Genomic DNA, 18,525 nt, shown 5'->3' with positions numbered 1-18,525 from the left:
CCGCTATCGTCGCAAAGCTTTTTACTTTGAGTGCAAGCCCCCAAGCCTCACGTGTTAACCTAATAGCCTTGCGGGCAACGCAAATTCATTCGCCCGACCGGCAAAACGCCTTGCGCGCAACAGATATAAGCTCGCGCACGAGGCCTTTTGCTATCGTCACAAGGCTTTTTACCTTGCGAGCAAGCCTACCGCGCCTTGCGAATTAACCTAAATGCCTTGCGGGCAATGCAAATTCGTTCGCCCGACCGGCAAAACGCCTTGCGCGCAACACAAATAAGCTCGCGCACGAGGCCTTTTGCTATCGTCGCAAAGCATTTTACCTTGCGAGCAAGCCTACCCAGCCTTGCGAATTAACCATAAAGCCTTGCGGGCAACGCAAATTCATTCGCCCGATCGGCAAAACGCCTCGCGCATTCGGTCTTTGTGCTATCGCAGTAAAGCTTTTTACCTTGCCCGCAAGCCTGCAAAGCCCTGCGGCAACGCGTTTTGGTTTGCGTCCAAGCGAGCGAAACTTTAGCGAATAGCAAAATGCGACTAGCGTGAGGCTTCAAGGCCTGCGGTTGAGGGGAGAAGCGATATCCCCCTAGAAAATCAGGCCAGGCACTGTCCAACCGTCCCGGAATTGCATGTGATTGATCAATGTATTGCTGGCAGACTTACGTGGCTATCGGCCAAAAGCCGTCATTCAAAATTAATGAGATATAATCAAAAGTGTTATTAGTGACTCGTCTTAACCGTATACAGGTATTTATCTTTTAGATACCATGCCAGCAGTCTAAATTCAGAAAAATCAACAGGGCCATAACTCTGGGGCTAGTGCTTCTTATAATTAGTATTGCCCCAACTTATATCTATAGAATAAATTAACCAAATATTTTCAAAGAGGAATTGTATGGAAGAGTTCTTAACAGGTGCGATTTTATCAGGCATTGCTTATGATGTAATGAAATGCGGTGTGGCTCTAAGTATCGATGAACTAAAACAACGACTAAAAGGCTGGTTAATTACTGATTCTGAATTATTGGCTCTTGCTAATGAAATGAAAAAGCTTGAATTGACCGATGAAATGAGCGAAACAGCAATTGAAAGAAAAATTGCAGGCTCACCCGAATTAAAACAACTCCTTGAAAATATAAAGCTAGCTTCAGAGGGTAACACAATTCTTCAGCACCACTCAGGTAGTGGTGATAATATAGGTAGAGATAAAATAATCCATAGCGGAAAATAAGCTATGGGTTTAATGACAAAAAGTAATTCCTCTGTTTACCAAAATGCTACTGGCGATGGCGATAATGTTGGTAGAGATAAATATATAACTATCTATCAAAAGCTTGCGCCAGAAGTACTTCGAAAACCGATTGAGCTAATACTTTCCAGTATCCGTGAAAGAAAGCAGGATGTTGCAAAAATTCGTTTAGAAACACTTAAGGCTACTGATCTGGATTCCAATAGCGAAGCTATCCTTGATATGCTTTCTATTCAGCTGAATTTACTTCAAGATGATGAAAGGCCTAAAGTTTATAGCTCGCTACTTTCAATATTCAAAAGCTCAACTGATAGTGTCTTCCGGGATTTATGTTTAGCTACGCTAATCCGGCTGGATGCAAAAAATAACCGAGTTGATGATGCTAGAGAGCGTTATTTTCAAGTTGACTCGCCCAATTCCTACTCTCAAGAAGCCTTTTATGAATTTGTTGCAACGTCTGAGGAATTGGCGAAAGCGTATGAAGAAAATCGGATTGATCTGGACGAAAGCCAGCTTAATGGCCTTATTCGTGGGGCATTTAGAACACAGCAGTTTGAACTATCATTAACTATTGCTAACCGTCTAAATGAGATATTCCCATCTTTCAATAGCAAAGTTTTATTGCTGTTCGCCACCGCTTGTCATCTTGATATAAAACTTAGAAACAAACACTTCTGGATTATCAGCTCAACCTTAAAAGCAGAAGTCATAAAGTTAGTTGACGAAGTTGTTCTTTTGATAAATGAATCAAAAGGGGGGGATTCAAGACTATTTAATATTGCTGCGCCGTATTGGTATAACTTACAAGGTGAGCACAAGGAGCTAAATGATATTTGTTTGAAGTATATTGAGGAAGTTGAAAAAGTCCGTCCTGAAGTAGCGGCTCTTCTTCGTCCAGTCAATATATATAATACAGATGATCTTCAGTCTAAATGCAATAAAGCTCATGGCGATATACGCTATCGCACCGAATTATTAAATGACATATTCTCTAAAAAAGAAATTTCCAATGATGATTTTGTAATTGCTAGCCTTTTCTCTGATTCTAAAAGCTTGGGAAAATGGGTTGATTCTGGCGGGAAAATCATAGGGGAAGAAGATATAGTTATGGACTTTAATCGTCTTAAATTGCTACTTCTTACCCTGCCCAATAAAAAACATCCTGATAATAGTGAAAAAGCTGAAGAGATCGTTCTTCAATCTGAAAAAATTATTGAACAGTATAAAGAAAAGCTAACTTGTCTTCACCCCGTCCCTCTACTCGAAATAACTGAACGATTAATATCGCACCCAAAACTTTCTGTCATTGCTTGTGATTTAATCAATTTCATACTGCCCGTATCTGATTTATGGGCTTCGCCCATCGTTGAGTCTTACTTAAAAGCATTGCTCGTTAGCCAGCAAATGGCAACACTTTCTTTCGTACTTTCAAATATCAATCAAGCTGAATGGAATAGTTTAGTCTGGCAAGTTCAAGCTCGGCTATTTGAACAACAGAATGATTATCCTAGTGCCATAAAAGCCATTGAAGAAGCCATAAAAATTAATTCCAAGTTATTGGATGCGTGGCATTTTCTGATATATTTACATCGAAAGCTGTCAATATCGGATTGCGATTTAGCATCGATTTTAAAATATCTTCCAGACGATCTTTTACTCCAAAAATCAAATATGGCTTTGGATTTATTGATAGAAATCGCCAAAACAGGAGGCTTTACTAGAGCAGAAAACATAATTCTTTCTTGGTTTATTAAATCCCCAAGTTCCTGCGCGACAGAACTAACTAACTTCTATTTTAGCCTCATTTTTGTCAATGTTAATATAATACCAACACATGAAAGAGTCGGTGATTGTGCTATTGGCGTAAGATTTAAAAAAGATAATGAAGAATTAACTAGATTGTTAGTGAATGAAGTAGCTGTCAATCATCAATGCTTGCTAAATGTTAATTCTGAGCTAGGCAGTACTCTTTACCAAATGAAAGTAGGTGAGACTAAACAACATGGAATGTACGATTTAACATTGCTTGAGCGATTGCCTCCTTATGTTGCTGCCATTCAAATATCATTAGAATTACGAGATACGCAAAATGATGGAAGTGATTGTTTCTTTGCATTAAAAGCACCGGATGATCCTGATGAATTGCTTGCTCTTCTTGAGCGTAAATTGCCTAAAAATAGAGATGATAATATTTTCAATAATTCGAAAATCCCTTTGTTTTGTAAGGGGCGTATTTTAAATCGCAATCATCCCTTCAAAGCAGCGCTGGAACAATTAACAACAAAAAAATCAGTTCCGTGCTTTATGCCCAATTTTGGCGAAGAAGAGGCTGTTGAAATCATACTTGATGTTTATGCGATAACTTACCTTGCCATTACTGGGCTCGCTTATAGCATTAACCATACGTCGATTGATTTTGTTATTACTCAAGAAACCAAGATGGCTGTTGAGCAATGGTTGGCAGAGATAAGTCGTGAGGATTATTTATCAGTAGGTGCAATGCCTGGTGGAGGACTATGGAGAGTAACGGCTGATGATATAAGACAATCCACTGAGGATATTGAAAAGGCATTACACCTAATTATTGATAAGGCAGAAGTTATCAAACCTAACGTAGTAGATATGCCATCATTGATGCTTTCTATTCAAGACATTGTCGACGTTTCTGTATATTCAAGCGCTTGCTTATCAATTAGCAACAATATTCCTTGGCTCTGTATTGACGAAGTTTTCGCTCATTGCATTAAAGAATCAGGATATAAGCAAGCTAATGCTGTAAAATATTTTATTGAACTCGGAAACTCGGTTGCTTTTGAACAAAAGAAAGACGGTTTGTATTTGTACGCCGAGCAAATCATTCCCTATGCTTTAAGTTATAACGATTTGAGATTGCTCAGTTTTTCCGATGATGAACATGCCCATTACTTCTTAGCAAAAATACTTAACCTTCATCTTAAAGCCTTTCCCGATACTGAAACAGCAGTTGCCACGCTGTTCGAATTACTTGTTCCTGTTTTGGAAAAAGCATATTTGGATGGGGATATTCTGAGAGGGCTTAGAATCCATAACCCCAGAAATAACGGTTATGCGGAAAGAGTATTCAATGCTTGTTGCTATGTTTCGATGCAATGTAATGACGTAGACATAGCGGAACGAAAATTAGCAATGCTGTTATGCAGGTTATTTGTAAGATTTAGCGTGATCCCACCAATGTTCCAAGTGATTCGAGCGATGGCGTCAGTGTTCATAACAGGTCATTTTATGGACTTTGCAAAAATTAACACGTGTATTAAGGAAGAATATAACAAGTTCTCATCTGGGATTGAGGAAGGGGCGTAGGACGTACCTCGCAAAGTTTGGAGCACCAATCGCGAACGATACGGCTTCTATTGGCAGAACCAACAACGCCAATGATCGCAATGGGTTGATAACGATCATTTACTATCGATTCATAAACAAATCAAATAGCGCGCAATTGGCTTGACAAACAGGCCTCCTACTCGGGTTCTCAGACGCCGAGTACCAATCGGCTTTTTCATTCTCTGAGAACGCGCGATTACCTCTGGAATTTCCGTTACTACTTCGCCGAAGCCTATCGCTTTAAGATTGCTGAGGTCTCATTCACCAGAAAAATGCACTGTATCAACGGCTATCAACAATGCCCCGATCAGTACATCCAGGAAAATATCCCATTGGCCTAACGCACCTATTACGTCAGTCTACCGTTAAAATACTGAGCATGCCGGGCGCGGCGGCAGCCTATACAACTGACCGCCGCAAATCATTCACCTTAAACCAAACACCTTATATGAACGCTGAGTCCCCCGTATTGGCCGCCCAAAACCTGGTTGTTGAGTACCGACAACACCGTGCGGTCGAGAATTTAAATTTACATATTCCCAAGGGCTGCGTTTACGCGCTGCTGGGTGGCAATGGTGCCGGCAAGTCCACGACCATCAGCACGTTTTTGACCTTCAACCAACCCAGCAGCGGGCAAGTGCTGATCGAAGGCGAATCGCCGCACACCAATCCCGATCTGGTGCGAACGAAATTGGCCTATCTACCGGAAAACGTCGCGCTATACGAGGTAATGAGCGGCTTGGAAAACCTGACATATTTCTGCGCACTGGCCAATATTCGCTTACATGACGAGCAAGCCCGTCGTTTGTTATTGGACAGCGGCCTGCAAGCCGATGCCCACGGCAAACGGGTGGCGGCTTATTCCAAGGGTATGCGGCAAAAAGTGGGCTTGGCGATTGCCTCGGCGAAACAGGCGAAGGCCATGTTGCTGGACGAGCCGACCTCCGGCCTGGACCCGAGCGCGGCCAACGACTTTGCCCAACGCATCCGCGCCGCCGCCGATCACGGCATGGCGGTGTTGATGGCCACCCATGATTTGTTCAACGCCAAGCAAGTCGCCGACCGCATCGGCATCATGAAAAGCGGCCGGCTGGTGGAAGAATTCGACGCCCACACCGTACAACACGACGAACTGGAGCAAAAATATCTGGCGCATGCCCGGGGGTTGGCATGATCAAAACCATCATTCGCAAGGAGTTTCTCGCCACACTGCGCGACGGCCGCTTACTGACCTTAGGGATTGCCCTGTTGCTATTGTTTGTGGGTTTTTTTCTGGCGTCAGCCTACGAATTGCAGCAATTGCGCGCTGAAAAGCACCGCGTAGGCACCACCGCCAAGGAACAATGGAATACCCAGAGCGTGAAAAACCCGCACTCCGCCGCGCATTACGGCATCTACGTGTTTAAGCCGGACACGCCGGTGGCGGCCCTGGATCCGGGCTTGCGGCCCTATATCGGCCAGTCGTTATGGCTGGAGCCGCATAAGCGCAACCTGACCCGATTCAGCCCGGCGGCGGATCAAGTGCTGGCCGGCCGTTTCGGTCAAGCCACGACCAGTTTTGTGCTGACTGCGCTGTTACCGCTGTTGATCGTGGCCTTGACCTTTAACGCCGTCAGCCAGGAGCGAGAATCCGGCACCTTGCGAATGTTGCACAGTTTGGGAGTGAACGCCGGCCAGCTGTTATTCGGCAAATTGCTGGGCTTGCTGAGCGCGTTTGCCCTGGTCTTGGCACCGGCGCTGTTGGTAGCCGCCGCGATACTACTGGGCAACTTCGCGTTTACCCTGGATGACGTGCTGCGCCTGCTGGTGTTGCTGCTGCTGTTAAATCTGTATTACGGCATCTTCGCCGCAGTCGCCATCGCTGCGTCCGCGTCTTTCAACACCAGCCGCACGGCCTTGTTTTGCCTGCTGGGCTTTTGGTTAGCCAGCGTGTTTATCGCCCCGCGCTTGGGCGCCGTGGCTGCGGAAATGCTGGCTCCCAACCCCAGCGCCAGCGAGTTTTGGCGTGAGATCAAGGACGACATCGACCACGGCCTGGAGCACGACGGCGACCATGAGCAACGCGCCAAGGCCTTCGAAGCGCAAGTGTTGGCGCAATACGGGGTGTCCCGCAAGGAAGATTTGCCGGTCGGGTTCGTGTCCTTAAATCGTCAGCATAACGATGCCTATTCCGTTAAGGTGCACGCGCTGCATTTCGACGCCTTGCGCGATAACTTTATTAAACAACAACACTTGAGCCATATGGCGTCCTGGCTGGGCCCCAGTCTGGCGCTACGGTCTTTATCCATGACCTTGGCCGGTATGGATTTGAGCCATCAACGGCATTTTGAAGACGCCGCCGAACAATATCGGCACTATTTTATCAACCTGACCGAAGACTGGGACCGCGAACGCAGCCATGGTACAGAGCGCAAGGCCACCGGCGCTGAGGCCGATTGGCGTAGCGTGGCGGATTTTAGTTATCAGGCGCCGGACATCGGTTTTGCCTTGCAGGCCGCCGAACTGGATCTTTTGGTGTTATTGCTGTGGCTGAGTTTGTCTGTTGGTTTATTGAGTCTTTCCGCACGGAGGCTGGTGCCATGATGCAATTAATCGCCATCGAATGGCTGCGTTTTAAACGCAACCGCTTAAACCTGTTGGTGACTGGATTATTTCTGCTGGTGATGCTGGCTAGCGCCGTCTGGTCGGGTTTGGCCGCGCGCGAATTCCGTCAGCACGCGCCAGCAGCGCCGCAGACCGTCAACGCCATGGCCAATCAAGCGGAGATGCATGACGCCCCGAAAGCGGCGGACCACACACCCAAAGCCAATGCCTTTGCCGCCAGCGCCGCCGCGCCGCCGTTGCGGCTGCCCGCCCTGAGCGGTTTGGCCTTGAGCGTGCGGCAACTGGATTTTTTAAGCACCGGCATCAAAATCTCCACCCGCAGCCGCCATTCCGACGGCCGTAACAGCGATCAGTTGTTCAACCCGATGCTGCATGAGTTGGGCATGCTGGATTTTGCCACCGTGTTCGCGCTACTGACGCCGCTGATGGTGATTGCCTTGAGCTACGGCCTGGTGCAGGAAGACAGGGAGAGCGGGGTCTGGCGCTTGGTCTGCACGCAAATGTCGGCACCCTGGCGCTTGGTGTGTGCGGCGCTTAGCGTGCGGTATAGCGTGGTGGTATTGGCGGTTTTCAGCAGTTCGCTACTGGCGCTATGTCTGGATCCGGCATTTAGCCTGGAAACGCTGGCTTATTGGCTGGCGTTCGCCGGCCTGTACACACTGGTGTGGTTTGGTATCGCCGGCTTGTTTCTGCTGCTGCCCTTCTCTTCAGGGGCGGCGGCCATCGGCATGCTGGGCGTCTGGTTGCTATTGACCTTTGCCGGCCCGGCCTTGCTGGCCTGGACGGCCGACCGGCACGCGCCGATGCCTTCCCGGCTGGATAGCATCATCGCCGTCCGCCAGTTTCAGGAGCAAAACAGCCAACAACGCCAAGCGCTGCTGGCGCAGTGGTATAGCAATCATCCCGACCTGAAGCTGCCGCAAACCGGCAAAGAGTTACCGCGCGAAATTACCGGTTTGCCGGCCGGTCTGATTCTGGATCAACAGATCAGACCGGTGATGTACCGCTTCGACAGCGTCCGCCAGGCGCAATTCGAGTTTTTGGAAGCGTGGTCCTGGCTGTCGCCGGCGCTGGCGGCCGTGCAAATGGCGGATAGGCTTGCCGGTATCGACGCGCCGCGCTATGCCGAATATATTCAGGCGGTCAATCACTTTGAAGATCAATGGCGCGACTATTTCGTCCCTAAGATCATGAGCGATAACGCTTGGGGCGATGAACTCAGTCACGATCAGCCGCGCTTTGCATTTGCGCATCCGGCAAACCCGGCGGCGTGTCTAAGCTTGATTGCCGGACAAGCGGGGCTGGCGTTGCTGTTGTTGGCGGTACTCTTCGGCTCACGCCGGCGCTTTGCCAAAGCCTGACGACGCTATTTGATTAAAAAACGTCCTGGACGACGCTAGTCGTCCGGGTCGGCTACGCAACATTAAGCCACTATATTTCTAACGCATTGCCTGGCAAACACATTGATAGGCACGCTGCTGTTTAAATAGCGGTTGAACAATTCGTTAATCGTCAGCGGATTGAGGTACACATAAATGCCGCAACCGGTGATGGCGATAAACTGCCTGCTTAACGTTTCGATAAATACGATACGCAGGGTGCTGATTTCGTTGACTTCATTGCTTGTTTCCATGACGCTCTCCCGAATCTGCCGATTTGACTAATAAATCTTGAGCATAAGTGACGCCAATTAACAAAAGCCTTTAAAAATCATATTCATAAGATTTTTCTAACATCTGGCAACAGCTAAAAATTGACGCTGAGTTTAATTTATCGCAAACAGCACTCGCCGTCGGTAGCCTATGCCACGAGGAATCAGTGAATTATTTCACCGGCGCATACAGCCAATCACTCACAAGCCGCCAAACTCATTCTCACACCAAAATCAGGACTTCTGCGCAGCCGGTATTGCCGGAGAGCGCTTTATAGTACAATTTCCGTCACTTTTAAGCCGACGCGGCGCAGCAATAATCACTAAACAAAACAGGTTCAGATAATGGCAACGATGGATGATAGAGACGGGTTGATTTGGCTAGACGGGAAATGGGTTGATTGGCGCGATGCAAAAGTCCACGTCTTGACTCATACGCTGCATTACGGCTGCGGCGTCTTCGAAGGTTTGCGCGCGTATAAAACCGATGCCGGCACAGCGATTTTCAAATTGGCCGAACACACCGACCGTCTGTTCCGCTCCGCGCATATCATGAACATGAAAATGCCTTTCTCTAAAGAAGAGATCAACCAGGCGCATCGCGATGCCGTCGCCAAAAACAATCTCGACAGTGCCTACATCCGCAGCATGGTGTTCTTCGGCTCCGAAGGCATGGGCTTGCGCGCCGATAACCTGAAAGTCCACGTCATGGTCGCAGCCTGGACTTGGGGCGCTTATTTGGGCGCGGAAAACATGGAAAAAGGCATCCGCATCCGTACCTCGTCTTACACCCGCAACCACGTCAACAGTACGATGTGTAAAGCCAAGGCCAACGGCAACTACATCAATTCCATCCTGGCCCTGCAAGAAGCACTGTCCACTGGTTACGACGAAGCCTTGCTATTGGACCACGAAGGTTTTTGCGCGGAAGGCAGCGGCGAAAACTTATTCATCGTTCGTAACGGCAAAATTTACACGCCGGAAACCACCTCGGCTTTGGAAGGCATCACCCGCGACACCTTAATCACCATCGCCCGCGAACAAGGCTACGAAATCATCGAAAAACGTATCACCCGCGACGAAGTGTATGTTGCCGACGAAGCGTTCTTCACCGGTTCCGCCGCCGAAGTCACGCCGATTCGCCAATACGATAACCGCGACATCGGTTCCGGCAGCCGCGGCCCTATCACCGAAAAGCTGCAAGCCCTGTATTTCGACTACGTCCAAGGCCGCCGCGCCGACCATAAGGAATGGCTGACACTCGTTTCTTAAGTGACGGAACAAGCTTATAAAATCCTGGTCGTCGGCCCATCCTGGGTCGGCGACATGGTGATGGCGCAAAGCCTGTTCATCACCCTCAAGCAACAACATCCCGACTGCCTGATCGACGTGCTGGCCCCGGCTTGGTCCTTGCCTCTGTTGGAGCGCATGCCGGAAGTGCATAAAGGCCTGACGATGCCGCTGGGCCACGGGCAGTTTGATTTGCGGGGGCGGATCCGCATAGGCCGGGAATTGCAAAGCCAGCATTACGATCAGGCGATTGTGCTGCCCAACTCCTGGAAATCGGCCGTTATTCCGTTCTTTGCGCATATTCCCAAACGTACCGGTTTTCTCGGCGAACTACGCCGCGGCCTGTTGAACGACGTGCGCAAGCTGGATAAGACCGTGCTGACCATGACAGTGCAACGCTTCGTGGCGCTGGGTTTGCCGAACGATGCGCCTCAGCCGCCAACTTACAAAGTTCCGAAGCTGGCGATCACAATCGAGCAACAATTAAACGTCTGCAAAAAATTCGAGATTACCGGTGCGGATTTAATCGAAATCCCCCACCCCAGCGCTCTACTTGAGGGTTCGGGTGAATTGCGGCCTATCGTCAGCAAAATCCTGGCCCTGTGCCCCGGCGCGGAGTACGGCCCGGCCAAGCGCTGGCCAAGCGAGCATTATGCCGCCATAGCTAGGCAAATGGAAGAACAAGGCTGGCAAATCTGGCTATTCGGTTCCGATAAGGATAAAGCCGTTGCCGAGCAAATCAATGATTTATCGGGCGGTATTTGCCGTAACTTCGCCGGCATTACCTCGCTGGCTGACGCGGTGGACTTGCTGTCCTTGGCTGACGCGGTCGTCAGCAACGATTCCGGCCTGATGCACGTCGCTGCCGCATTGGATAAAAAACTGATCGCGGTTTATGGCTCTTCCGACCCTGGCTTTACCCCGCCGCTGCATCCCAAAGCGAAGATTCTGGATTTACGCCTGGATTGTTCGCCGTGCTTTAAGCGTGAGTGTCCGTTGGGGCATACTCGCTGCTTGACGGAAATCCGGCCGGAACAGGCGCTGGCAGCATTGAACACCTGAGCGATGAAAATTGCCATCGTCAAATTGTCGGCTTTGGGCGACATCGTTCATGCGATGGCGGCCTTACAATTCATCAAAGCCGCATTACCGCTGGCACAAATCGACTGGATCGTCGAGGAACGCTTCGTCGGCGTGCTAGCCGACAATCCACACCTGGATAATATTTTAGGTGTGAATTTAAAAGCCCTGAAAACCGACAAATGGCGCGTCTTTGCCGAGATAAGTAAAATTCGCGCTTATGCCGAGCAGGGCTACGACTTAGTTCTGGATGCGCAAGGTTTGATTAAATCCGCAGTGGTCGCGCGCTTGCTGTCGGCCAATTGCGTGGGTTTCGATCAAGATTCGATCCGGGAAAAATGGGCGGCTTTTTTTTACAGCCGACATGTGGCCTACCCTTACGACGCCAACACCATTGATCGCAATGTCGCCGTGCTGACCCAGCCGCTGGGTCTGAATGTGACACCGGAGCAAATCCGGGCAAAGCAGCCGTTTTTGTTTTTTCAACCGCCGCAAACGGAATTGGATGAATATTTTCTAGCCGATCAACCCAACATCATCCTGGTCATTGGTTCTACTTGGCCCAGCCGTAACTACCCTTTAGAAAAATTTCTACAGGTTATCTTCGGTCTGGAAGCGAATTTTCTGATCTGTTGGGGCAACGAGAAAGAACATTGGATGGCGCAATGGCTGGCCGAACGCAGCCTGGCTAGGGTATTACCGCGACTAAGCCTCAATGATTTGAAAGCGGCGCTGGCCAGGGCCGATTTAGTGATCGGTAACGATACCGGGCCGACGCATATGGCTTGGGGGTTGAACCGGCCGTCGATTACCTTGTTCGGACCAACGCCGGTCAGCCGGATTTACCAAACCGACATCAATAAAGCGTTGAAGTCGCCTTCACAGGTCAATCCGTTCAAACTGGATAAAAACGATTTTTCGATTGCCGAAATCGATCCGCGCGCCGTCATTGCCCTGAGTAACGAGCTTTTTGGGAAGACTCAACAACGCGCCTGAGTGATTGGCCGGCTAAGTTTTTTCCAATTCGACAAACATTTTCAGTAGCTCGATAATCGGTTCGTCGCTAGCCAACACCCTGACTATGTTGATCTGATTTTGCTGCTCATCGGCCAGATCAAGCAAGCGCTCTTGAAACAGCAATTGTTTCTGCGGATTAGTGATCACCTTCACTAGCGGGCGCCGGGGCGATTGTGAGTTTTCCCGCGCCACCGCTGCCAATTCATCGGTCTGCAATTCGACGATGGAATTCACTGGATAAATACCCAACGCCTCGATAAAACGAGCCAGCAATTGCGTATCGAATAATGACGGGCCGGAGCCATATAGAGACGTCAGTGCCTCGAGAGGTGTTAGAGATTTGTGGTAAAAACGTTCACCGGTTAAGGCTTCGTACACCGAGACAATTCTGACTATCCGTGTCAATTCGCCAATCCGCTCTGCCAACAAACCATTCGGATAACCGCCGCCATCCAGTTGTTCGTGGTGGCTAACAACGATTTCCAGAACGTCGGCGGGCATTTCAGGTACTTTACTCAACAAGGCCAAACCGTATGCAGGATGTTGTTGCACAACCAGCCGCTCTTCCGGCGTCAAGGCTACGGTTTTTAGTAGCACGGCATCCGGAACAGCCAGCATGCCAATATCGTGCAACAACGCACCCCGCACCAATAGCCGCAAGTTGTTTTCCGGCAGCTTTAAATACGCACCCAACACGGCGGCCAGGATGCAGACATTGACGGATTTAAGCGCCAACCTATCCTTGTTTTCGCGATTGCACTGAATCAGCCCGAGTATGGCCTGAGTATCGGCGCTGACAGCCGCCAACAAATCCGCCGCTATCTTGTCGATCTTGCCCCCATCAAGGACCCTGTCACCACGGGCATCGTTTAACAACTCACCGAACAGCAGCAGGCTTTGCTGGTAGATGGGTTTAAAAGTAGCGTTTTCATTGAGGTCGCTCGACATCTGGGTAGTCGAAACTTTGCCGGCATCTGTTATCGTTTCCGTATGATCCGGCTCGGCCACATCAAGGCCTTTCGCGGTATCGATAGAAACGGTTTGGCAATACTCTTTTAAGGTATTAATTTGTTTATCAGATGAAATCAGAAATTTAGTACGAAAGAAAGGGGTATCTAGCCATTTCCGATCAGTGCCGCAAACGAACATGCCTTTTCTGAGCTGGTTAATATTAATTTTTTTAACCATATTGAAAAACAATATCCAAGGAAGGTAACTTACAAAAATAAACCCTTAGCCAACTACCGCATATTCTTTCGTAAACTTGCCGTCTTGATAATATTTGGCTAAATCGACACCACAATCCTGCGGCCTTATCACCTGTTTGACTCCATAACGCTTACCGCTTGCATCGGCAATATTCAAGGACAAATCGAGTATTTTCTCTTCAATAGGGTTTTTATTACCATCTTGAATCAGTAATATTTTTGGCTTAAGCCTATCGGCTTTATTTTGCTCGACTATTAAGCCGACTTCGCCGCTGCTTAATTCCACTAAATTACCCTGCGGATAAAATCCGATGCAATTGATAAATTGCGTAACATAATTAGCTTCAAATTGCTGCCCCATCCCTTTCACCAAAATCCCCAACGCCATAAGATGCGGCTTACCGCGCTGATAAACCCGGTCACTGGTGATGGCGTCGTAGGTATCGACAACCGCTACCAGCTTGGTAAATATCGATAGCGTGGTTTTGTTCAAACCTCTGGGATAACCGGTACCGGCCAAGTGCTCGTGATGATCGTAGGCAACGTCAACAGCGCCGGGATAGACATTACGGGCCGACATCAACACGTTGCGTCCGTAGAGCGTGTGCTTACGCATGATGTCCATTTCATAGTCCTCTAAAGAGCCGGGTTTATTAAGGATTTCCAACGGCACTTTCATTTTACCGACATCGTGCATCAAGCCGCAAAAACCTACTTTATTCAGGTCTTCCATCGAAAAATTCAACTCACGCCCCAACAGAATCGACAATATGCAAACATTCATACTATGCTGCGCGGTATATTGATCCTGATCTTTAATTTGGGTCAGCAGCAGCATCGTATCGGGGTTTTCCAATACTTTATCGACGCACTCGGAAACAGCTTGTTTAACCGCACTGACACTAAATTGATTACCGAAACGAATATCGTCCATCACCGTTTTAATTAAATTACCGGTGCGTTGAAAGGTATTGGCGGTTTGGTTAAAAGAGCGCGCAAAGCTCAGATGTTTACGTGCTTCGGTATTTCTGGTGGGAATCGCGCCGGAGAAGGATTTTTGGTATTTGACATCGATATAGACATAATCGCAAATTGCCTGAATGGCTTGAATATCCGCATGACTTTCAATAACGACCCTATCCAATAAAAAAGGCGAATCCTCTATCGGCGCTTCCAGACGGCTTACGCACATGCCAATTCTCAGTTCATATACATGAATTCTGAGTATTCCATCCTCTTTATCTGCCATACCAATCCAATCGGGGATTTGTAGAAATCCAAAAATTTGAAAAATAGCCGCCAAAACGGCATCAAGGAAAATTGTGACCGACTAGCCTAGGACGCCGTTTAACCAGCATACCTAGTTCACTCGGTCTTGTCCGAACAAAAAGCCCGCAAACCGGCGGCGGATCACAAAGCCAATTGGCTTTTTAGTATAGGCGAAGCATATTTTATGCGTGGCTTAATATCTTGGATTTGAGTGCCAGGCCTACAACCGATTTGCTAATCGCTTTCGACTCGGGTTACGGGCTTTGACGCGCCTTCGATTATTGACCCGACATAACACCAGACTGGAGCCCAGCCTTTATAGCCGTTGGCAAATTAAGAATTGCTTGATTTTTGTATTGGTTTAAACTGGCAACTCGCCGATATTGACTGTTTAGGCACCAGAGCAGGCCAGCCAGCGCGGAACTCGAGCTCTACAGCCTGAAATGGGCTATCAATTAAGTCTTGCGTAATCAAGATTCCCACTGAAGTTAGCAGTCAATATCGACAACAACTAAACCAGACATTCGTTTAATTGCCCGTAACCGAAGCTGACTTGCACAGACTTGGTCCGGGCGTTAAAAATTTTCTCGGCAGGGATCGCTTAGAAAAACTTTCCGCAAAGCGGATTACAACAAAAACTATAACCTGCGGACTTAGCGCCAGGGAGAGAATCGTGATGTTTCCTTATCGCCATGATTTCCAGATCGTCGGAGACGACTTTTACCGTTCCAATCCAACACCTTGGCCACGCCGTTTACGGCGCCGGACCTTATTTTTGCTGGTGCTTCTGCCCTTGCTGCTAATTACCGAAACCTATGTCTTTCTCCAGCCGGCGGTTTTTGAAAGCCAAGCCTTGGTATTGACGACTGCGGCAACCGATGTTGATCAAACTCATGTAGAGGCGGATCTGGAGCATGTCAACATTCAAAAGCAGGTCTTGCTCGGACAGCTCGTATTGGAAAAAACCGCCGAGACGCTAAAACAGCAGGATGGTATCGAGCATCCGAATATCAATCAGTTAAAAGAGCTGTTCCAGGTAAAACCGGTTGCGGACACCAATCTAGTGCAATTGGCGGCTGAAGGTAATCATCCGCAATTTCTGCAAATTGCCTTAAATACTTGGATCAAAACCTACCAACAAATTCGCGCGGAGTACATCGCCGAAATCACCGATAAAGCCAGTACGTCGATTAAATCGGAATTGACTCGCCTTGAACAACAAGTGCGCGACAAACGCCAGGACATTGAATCGTTCCGCTTGCAGCATGACATCCTCTCCTTGGAGAGCACCGATAACGAGGCTCACGCCCGCTTACAAGGTTTAAATAATTCCTTGAACGCCGCCTTGGAAGAAGAAGCGAAAGCCAAGGCCAAACTGGACGCCATTCGTGCTGCCATCGCCGAAGGCAAAGCCGTGGTGCCGGAAGCCGATTCGCAAAGTCTGGCGGTGTTAACCCAGCAAGCCGAGCGCCTGCGCGAACGCCTGGAAGCGCAAAGAAGCCAATACACCGACGAATACATCGAATTTCACCCCAGCTTGCGCAATTTAAAAACCCAATTGGCCGAGCTGGATGAAAAAATTGCCAGCAAAGAACAAGCCGGCTCAAGCTATGCCACGCAAGAGGCCGAAAACGCCTACGGCGCCGCACATCGCACCGTAGTGACCATTCAAAAGCAAATGGCCGAGCATAAACAAAAAGCCGCCGAATACACCAATCAATTCGCCAAACACAAAACGATGCAGGAAGAACTGCTTAAGCTGGAAGAATTATTGCAGCAAACCAAACAACGGCTGGTGGAAATCGACGTCAAACAACGGCAAAGCAATCCGCAACTGGATGTCGTGGATTGGGCCTCACTCCCCGATAAGCCGGTGAAACCCGATTACGGCCAGGACGCCGGCATCGCTGGCGCGGCCAGCCTGGCAATCGCGTTACTGGTGATCTGGCTTAACGATTATTTAAATAAGGAGCAGACGCTGACCACGATAAATTCCGTCACCGAATTTCAAATCTACCAGCAAAGCGAGCCCAAGTTGGAGAACAATGCCGACAACCACACGGTCGGGGCAGAGCGGCGTAACAGGCTGCGCCGCGCGGACGATCTGAAGCAATTACCGGACGAAACCACCGATTCATAGCTGCGGCGCGGCAACAATGCTAAAATTCGCCGCTCGATCAACTTTATCAAACAGGAAACCCATGAGCCAAATTACCGTTGAACATAACCCCAGCGAAGAACGTTTAAAAGAGCTGGGCGTATCGAGCTGGCCGATCTGGGAAAAAGAAATTTCCAAATTCACCATCGATTTCGACGAAACCGAAACCGCTTATGTGCTGGAAGGCGAAATCATCGTCACCCCGGTCGGCGGCGAGCCGGTGCGGATTTTACCGGGCGACCTGGTGATGTTTCATGAAGGTCTGGACAGCGAATGGGAAGTGGTCAAACCTTTGCGCAAGCACTACCACTACGATTGATCGTCACTACATCGGTCGACAATCCGAAAAAGGCATCTTCAAGATGCCTTTTTTAGTTGTGCCGGTAGACTCGGCTGGCCGGCATGAAGCCGGCACCTAACTATTGATATTCGCATGGCTATGAACCAGGATCAGGATTATTCCGTATTAAAGCCGAGGTCGCGCTGGCGCTGGGCGACCATTCTCCTATTAACGGTCGCGACGGGCGGCTATTATTTGCACCGAGCCGACCAGCATCCGCAGGAAAACCAGGACGCGCGCGCCAATCCCAACGAAAACATCCCCATCAGCGTCGCAGTCGCCTCAAGCTGGCAAGGCGATTTGCCGATTTACCTGAACGGCCTGGGCACCGTCACGCCACTGCATACCGTGACAGTGCGCTCCCGCGTCGATGGCGAACTGATCCGGGTGGGGTTTAGCGAGGGCCAAGCGGTTAAACAAGGCGAACTGCTCGCCGAAATCGACCCCCGCCCTTATCAAGTGGCCGTGCAACAAGCCGAAGGCCAATTGCTGCGCGACGAAGCCCTGTTGAAAAACGCCGAAATCGACCAAGCTCGCTACCAAACCTTGCTGGAGCAAGATTCCATCGCCGCCCAGCAAACCGCCACCCAGGCCGCGCTAGTTAAGCAATATCGCGGTACGGTCGAGATCGACCGCGCCCAGCTCGACAACGCCAAGCTGCAACTGAGTTACGCCCGCATCACCGCGCCGGTATCAGGCCGCATCGGTTTGCGGCTGGTGGATCAAGGCAACATGGTCCGCGCCAGCGACGTCAATGGCCTGGCTGTCATCACCCAAATTCAGCCGATCTCGGTGGTGTTCACGCTGCCGGAAGATGTGATACCCGAGGTTATGCGGCGCTGGCGTTCCGGCGAGACGCTGGTCATCGACGCCTACGACCGGGCCGGCCGGCAAAAACTGGCCAGCGGCAAGCTGCTGGCGGTGGACAACCAGATCGACGCCAGCACCGGCACGCTGAAATTAAAAGCCCAATTTGCTAACGAAGACCGCACCCTGTTCGCCAACCAGTTCGTCAACATCAAAATGCGCCTGGACACCTTGCGTGCGGCCACCTTAGTCCCCAGCGCGGCCATTCAGCACGGGGCCAATGGCGCATTCGTGTACCTAGTGAAGGACGACAACACCATCAGCGTAAAGCGGATAAAAGTCGGACCGGCTGACGGCGAAACGGTCGCGATTCCGGAAGGTATTGCCGCGAACGAAAAACTGGTGGTCGATGGCGCCGACAAGCTGCGCGAAGGCAGCCAAGTCAAGGTAATCGATAAAACCCAACCGGCCGCCTCCGGCAAAACCGCCAACTAA

At 49.5% G+C, this 18,525-nt stretch carries 14 protein-coding genes; 11 read left to right on the top strand and 3 right to left on the bottom strand.

Annotated elements, in window-relative coordinates; genetic code table 11:
- The first annotated feature begins 892 nt into the window (after positions 1-892).
- The 5 genes from gapS6a (at position 893) to EBB_RS07900 (ending at position 8,571) form a co-directional block, all read left to right on the top strand.
- Positions 893-1,228, top strand: coding sequence for a GapS6a family protein (gene gapS6a / locus EBB_RS07920; RefSeq protein ID WP_192393208.1), 336 nt, complete (start codon positions 893-895; stop codon positions 1,226-1,228).
- A gap of 3 nt (positions 1,229-1,231) precedes the next feature.
- The gene (locus EBB_RS07915) at positions 1,232-4,585 is read left to right on the top strand and encodes a tetratricopeptide repeat protein (protein ID WP_192393207.1); all 3,354 of its coding nucleotides are present in this window, start codon (positions 1,232-1,234) and stop codon (positions 4,583-4,585) included.
- A gap of 469 nt (positions 4,586-5,054) precedes the next feature.
- Positions 5,055-5,780: an ABC transporter ATP-binding protein gene (locus tag EBB_RS07910; protein ID WP_192393206.1), complete on the top strand. Its 726-nt coding sequence runs from the start codon at positions 5,055-5,057 to the stop codon at positions 5,778-5,780.
- Positions 5,777-7,189 carry a DUF3526 domain-containing protein gene (locus EBB_RS07905; RefSeq protein WP_192393205.1) on the top strand — a complete coding sequence of 471 codons (1,413 nt, stop codon included), beginning with the start codon at positions 5,777-5,779 and terminating at the stop codon, positions 7,187-7,189. The genes EBB_RS07910 and EBB_RS07905 overlap by 4 nt, the downstream gene beginning before the upstream one ends.
- Positions 7,186-8,571 carry a DUF3526 domain-containing protein gene (locus EBB_RS07900; protein ID WP_192393204.1) on the top strand — a complete coding sequence of 462 codons (1,386 nt, stop codon included), beginning with the start codon at positions 7,186-7,188 and terminating at the stop codon, positions 8,569-8,571. The genes EBB_RS07905 and EBB_RS07900 overlap by 4 nt, the downstream gene beginning before the upstream one ends.
- A 62-nt stretch (positions 8,572-8,633) precedes the next feature.
- On the opposite strand, the gene EBB_RS07895 is transcribed toward EBB_RS07900, so the two are convergent.
- Positions 8,634-8,843: a hypothetical protein gene (locus EBB_RS07895; RefSeq protein ID WP_192393203.1), complete on the bottom strand. Its 210-nt coding sequence runs from the start codon at positions 8,841-8,843 to the stop codon at positions 8,634-8,636.
- A gap of 363 nt (positions 8,844-9,206) precedes the next feature.
- Between EBB_RS07895 and EBB_RS07890 the strand changes: the two genes are divergently transcribed.
- Genes EBB_RS07890 through waaC form a run of 3 tightly spaced genes read left to right on the top strand, consistent with a single transcriptional unit; the run spans position 9,207 to position 12,227 of the window.
- Positions 9,207-10,133: a branched-chain amino acid transaminase gene (locus tag EBB_RS07890; protein WP_192393202.1), complete on the top strand. Its 927-nt coding sequence runs from the start codon at positions 9,207-9,209 to the stop codon at positions 10,131-10,133.
- A 54-nt stretch (positions 10,134-10,187) separates the two neighbouring features.
- Positions 10,188-11,213 (top strand): lipopolysaccharide heptosyltransferase II, encoded by a 1,026-nt coding sequence (gene waaF, locus EBB_RS07885; protein ID WP_229427565.1) that lies wholly within the window; start codon positions 10,188-10,190, stop codon positions 11,211-11,213.
- Positions 11,214-11,216: 3 nt separating this feature from the next.
- Positions 11,217-12,227: a lipopolysaccharide heptosyltransferase I gene (gene waaC, locus EBB_RS07880; protein ID WP_192393200.1), complete on the top strand. Its 1,011-nt coding sequence runs from the start codon at positions 11,217-11,219 to the stop codon at positions 12,225-12,227.
- A gap of 12 nt (positions 12,228-12,239) precedes the next feature.
- On the opposite strand, the gene EBB_RS07875 is transcribed toward waaC, so the two are convergent.
- Together EBB_RS07875 and EBB_RS07870 are read right to left on the bottom strand one after the other, a co-directional pair.
- Positions 12,240-13,436, bottom strand: coding sequence for a cyclic di-GMP phosphodiesterase (locus tag EBB_RS07875; protein ID WP_192393199.1), 1,197 nt, complete (start codon positions 13,434-13,436; stop codon positions 12,240-12,242).
- Positions 13,437-13,481: 45 nt separating this feature from the next.
- Entirely contained in the window at positions 13,482-14,705 is a 1,224-nt protein-coding gene (locus EBB_RS07870) for a cyclic di-GMP phosphodiesterase (protein WP_195880863.1), read from the bottom strand.
- A gap of 693 nt (positions 14,706-15,398) precedes the next feature.
- On the opposite strand from EBB_RS07870, the gene EBB_RS07865 reads away from it, so the two are divergent.
- From EBB_RS07865 to EBB_RS07855, 3 genes are all read left to right on the top strand, one after another.
- On the top strand, positions 15,399-16,865 hold the full coding sequence (locus tag EBB_RS07865; RefSeq protein ID WP_192393197.1) for a GumC family protein: 1,467 nt from the start codon (positions 15,399-15,401) through the stop codon (positions 16,863-16,865).
- Positions 16,866-16,926: 61 nt separating this feature from the next.
- A complete protein-coding gene (locus tag EBB_RS07860; RefSeq protein WP_192393196.1) occupies positions 16,927-17,202 on the top strand; it encodes a cupin domain-containing protein in 276 nt (91 codons plus the stop codon).
- 114 nt (positions 17,203-17,316) lie between these two features.
- A complete protein-coding gene (locus EBB_RS07855) occupies positions 17,317-18,525 on the top strand; it encodes an MdtA/MuxA family multidrug efflux RND transporter periplasmic adaptor subunit (RefSeq protein WP_371741540.1) in 1,209 nt (402 codons plus the stop codon).

The sequence above is a fragment of the Methylomonas fluvii genome, assembly GCF_014850975.1.
GTDB classification, from domain to species: Bacteria; Pseudomonadota; Gammaproteobacteria; order Methylococcales; family Methylomonadaceae; genus Methylomonas; species Methylomonas fluvii.
The sequence above is the reverse complement of the archived record's forward strand: the minus strand, read 5'-3'. Positions and strand labels throughout refer to the sequence as shown.

Excerpts from the sequence above, each read along its gene's own strand:
- gapS6a (WP_192393208.1), top strand. The coding sequence starts at position 893 with ATGGAAGAGTTCTTAACAGGTGCGATTTTATCAGGCATTGCTTATGAT.
- EBB_RS07915 (WP_192393207.1), top strand. The coding sequence starts at position 1,232 with ATGGGTTTAATGACAAAAAGTAATTCCTCTGTTTACCAAAATGCTACT.
- EBB_RS07910 (WP_192393206.1), top strand. The coding sequence starts at position 5,055 with ATGAACGCTGAGTCCCCCGTATTGGCCGCCCAAAACCTGGTTGTTGAG.
- EBB_RS07905 (WP_192393205.1), top strand. The coding sequence starts at position 5,777 with ATGATCAAAACCATCATTCGCAAGGAGTTTCTCGCCACACTGCGCGAC.
- EBB_RS07900 (WP_192393204.1), top strand. The coding sequence starts at position 7,186 with ATGATGCAATTAATCGCCATCGAATGGCTGCGTTTTAAACGCAACCGC.
- EBB_RS07895 (WP_192393203.1), bottom strand. The coding sequence starts at position 8,843 with ATGGAAACAAGCAATGAAGTCAACGAAATCAGCACCCTGCGTATCGTA.
- EBB_RS07890 (WP_192393202.1), top strand. The coding sequence starts at position 9,207 with ATGGCAACGATGGATGATAGAGACGGGTTGATTTGGCTAGACGGGAAA.
- waaF (WP_229427565.1), top strand. The coding sequence starts at position 10,188 with ATGGTGATGGCGCAAAGCCTGTTCATCACCCTCAAGCAACAACATCCC.
- waaC (WP_192393200.1), top strand. The coding sequence starts at position 11,217 with ATGAAAATTGCCATCGTCAAATTGTCGGCTTTGGGCGACATCGTTCAT.
- EBB_RS07875 (WP_192393199.1), bottom strand. The coding sequence starts at position 13,436 with ATGGTTAAAAAAATTAATATTAACCAGCTCAGAAAAGGCATGTTCGTT.
- EBB_RS07870 (WP_195880863.1), bottom strand. The coding sequence starts at position 14,705 with ATGGCAGATAAAGAGGATGGAATACTCAGAATTCATGTATATGAACTG.
- EBB_RS07860 (WP_192393196.1), top strand. The coding sequence starts at position 16,927 with ATGAGCCAAATTACCGTTGAACATAACCCCAGCGAAGAACGTTTAAAA.
- EBB_RS07855 (WP_371741540.1), top strand. The coding sequence starts at position 17,317 with ATGGCTATGAACCAGGATCAGGATTATTCCGTATTAAAGCCGAGGTCG.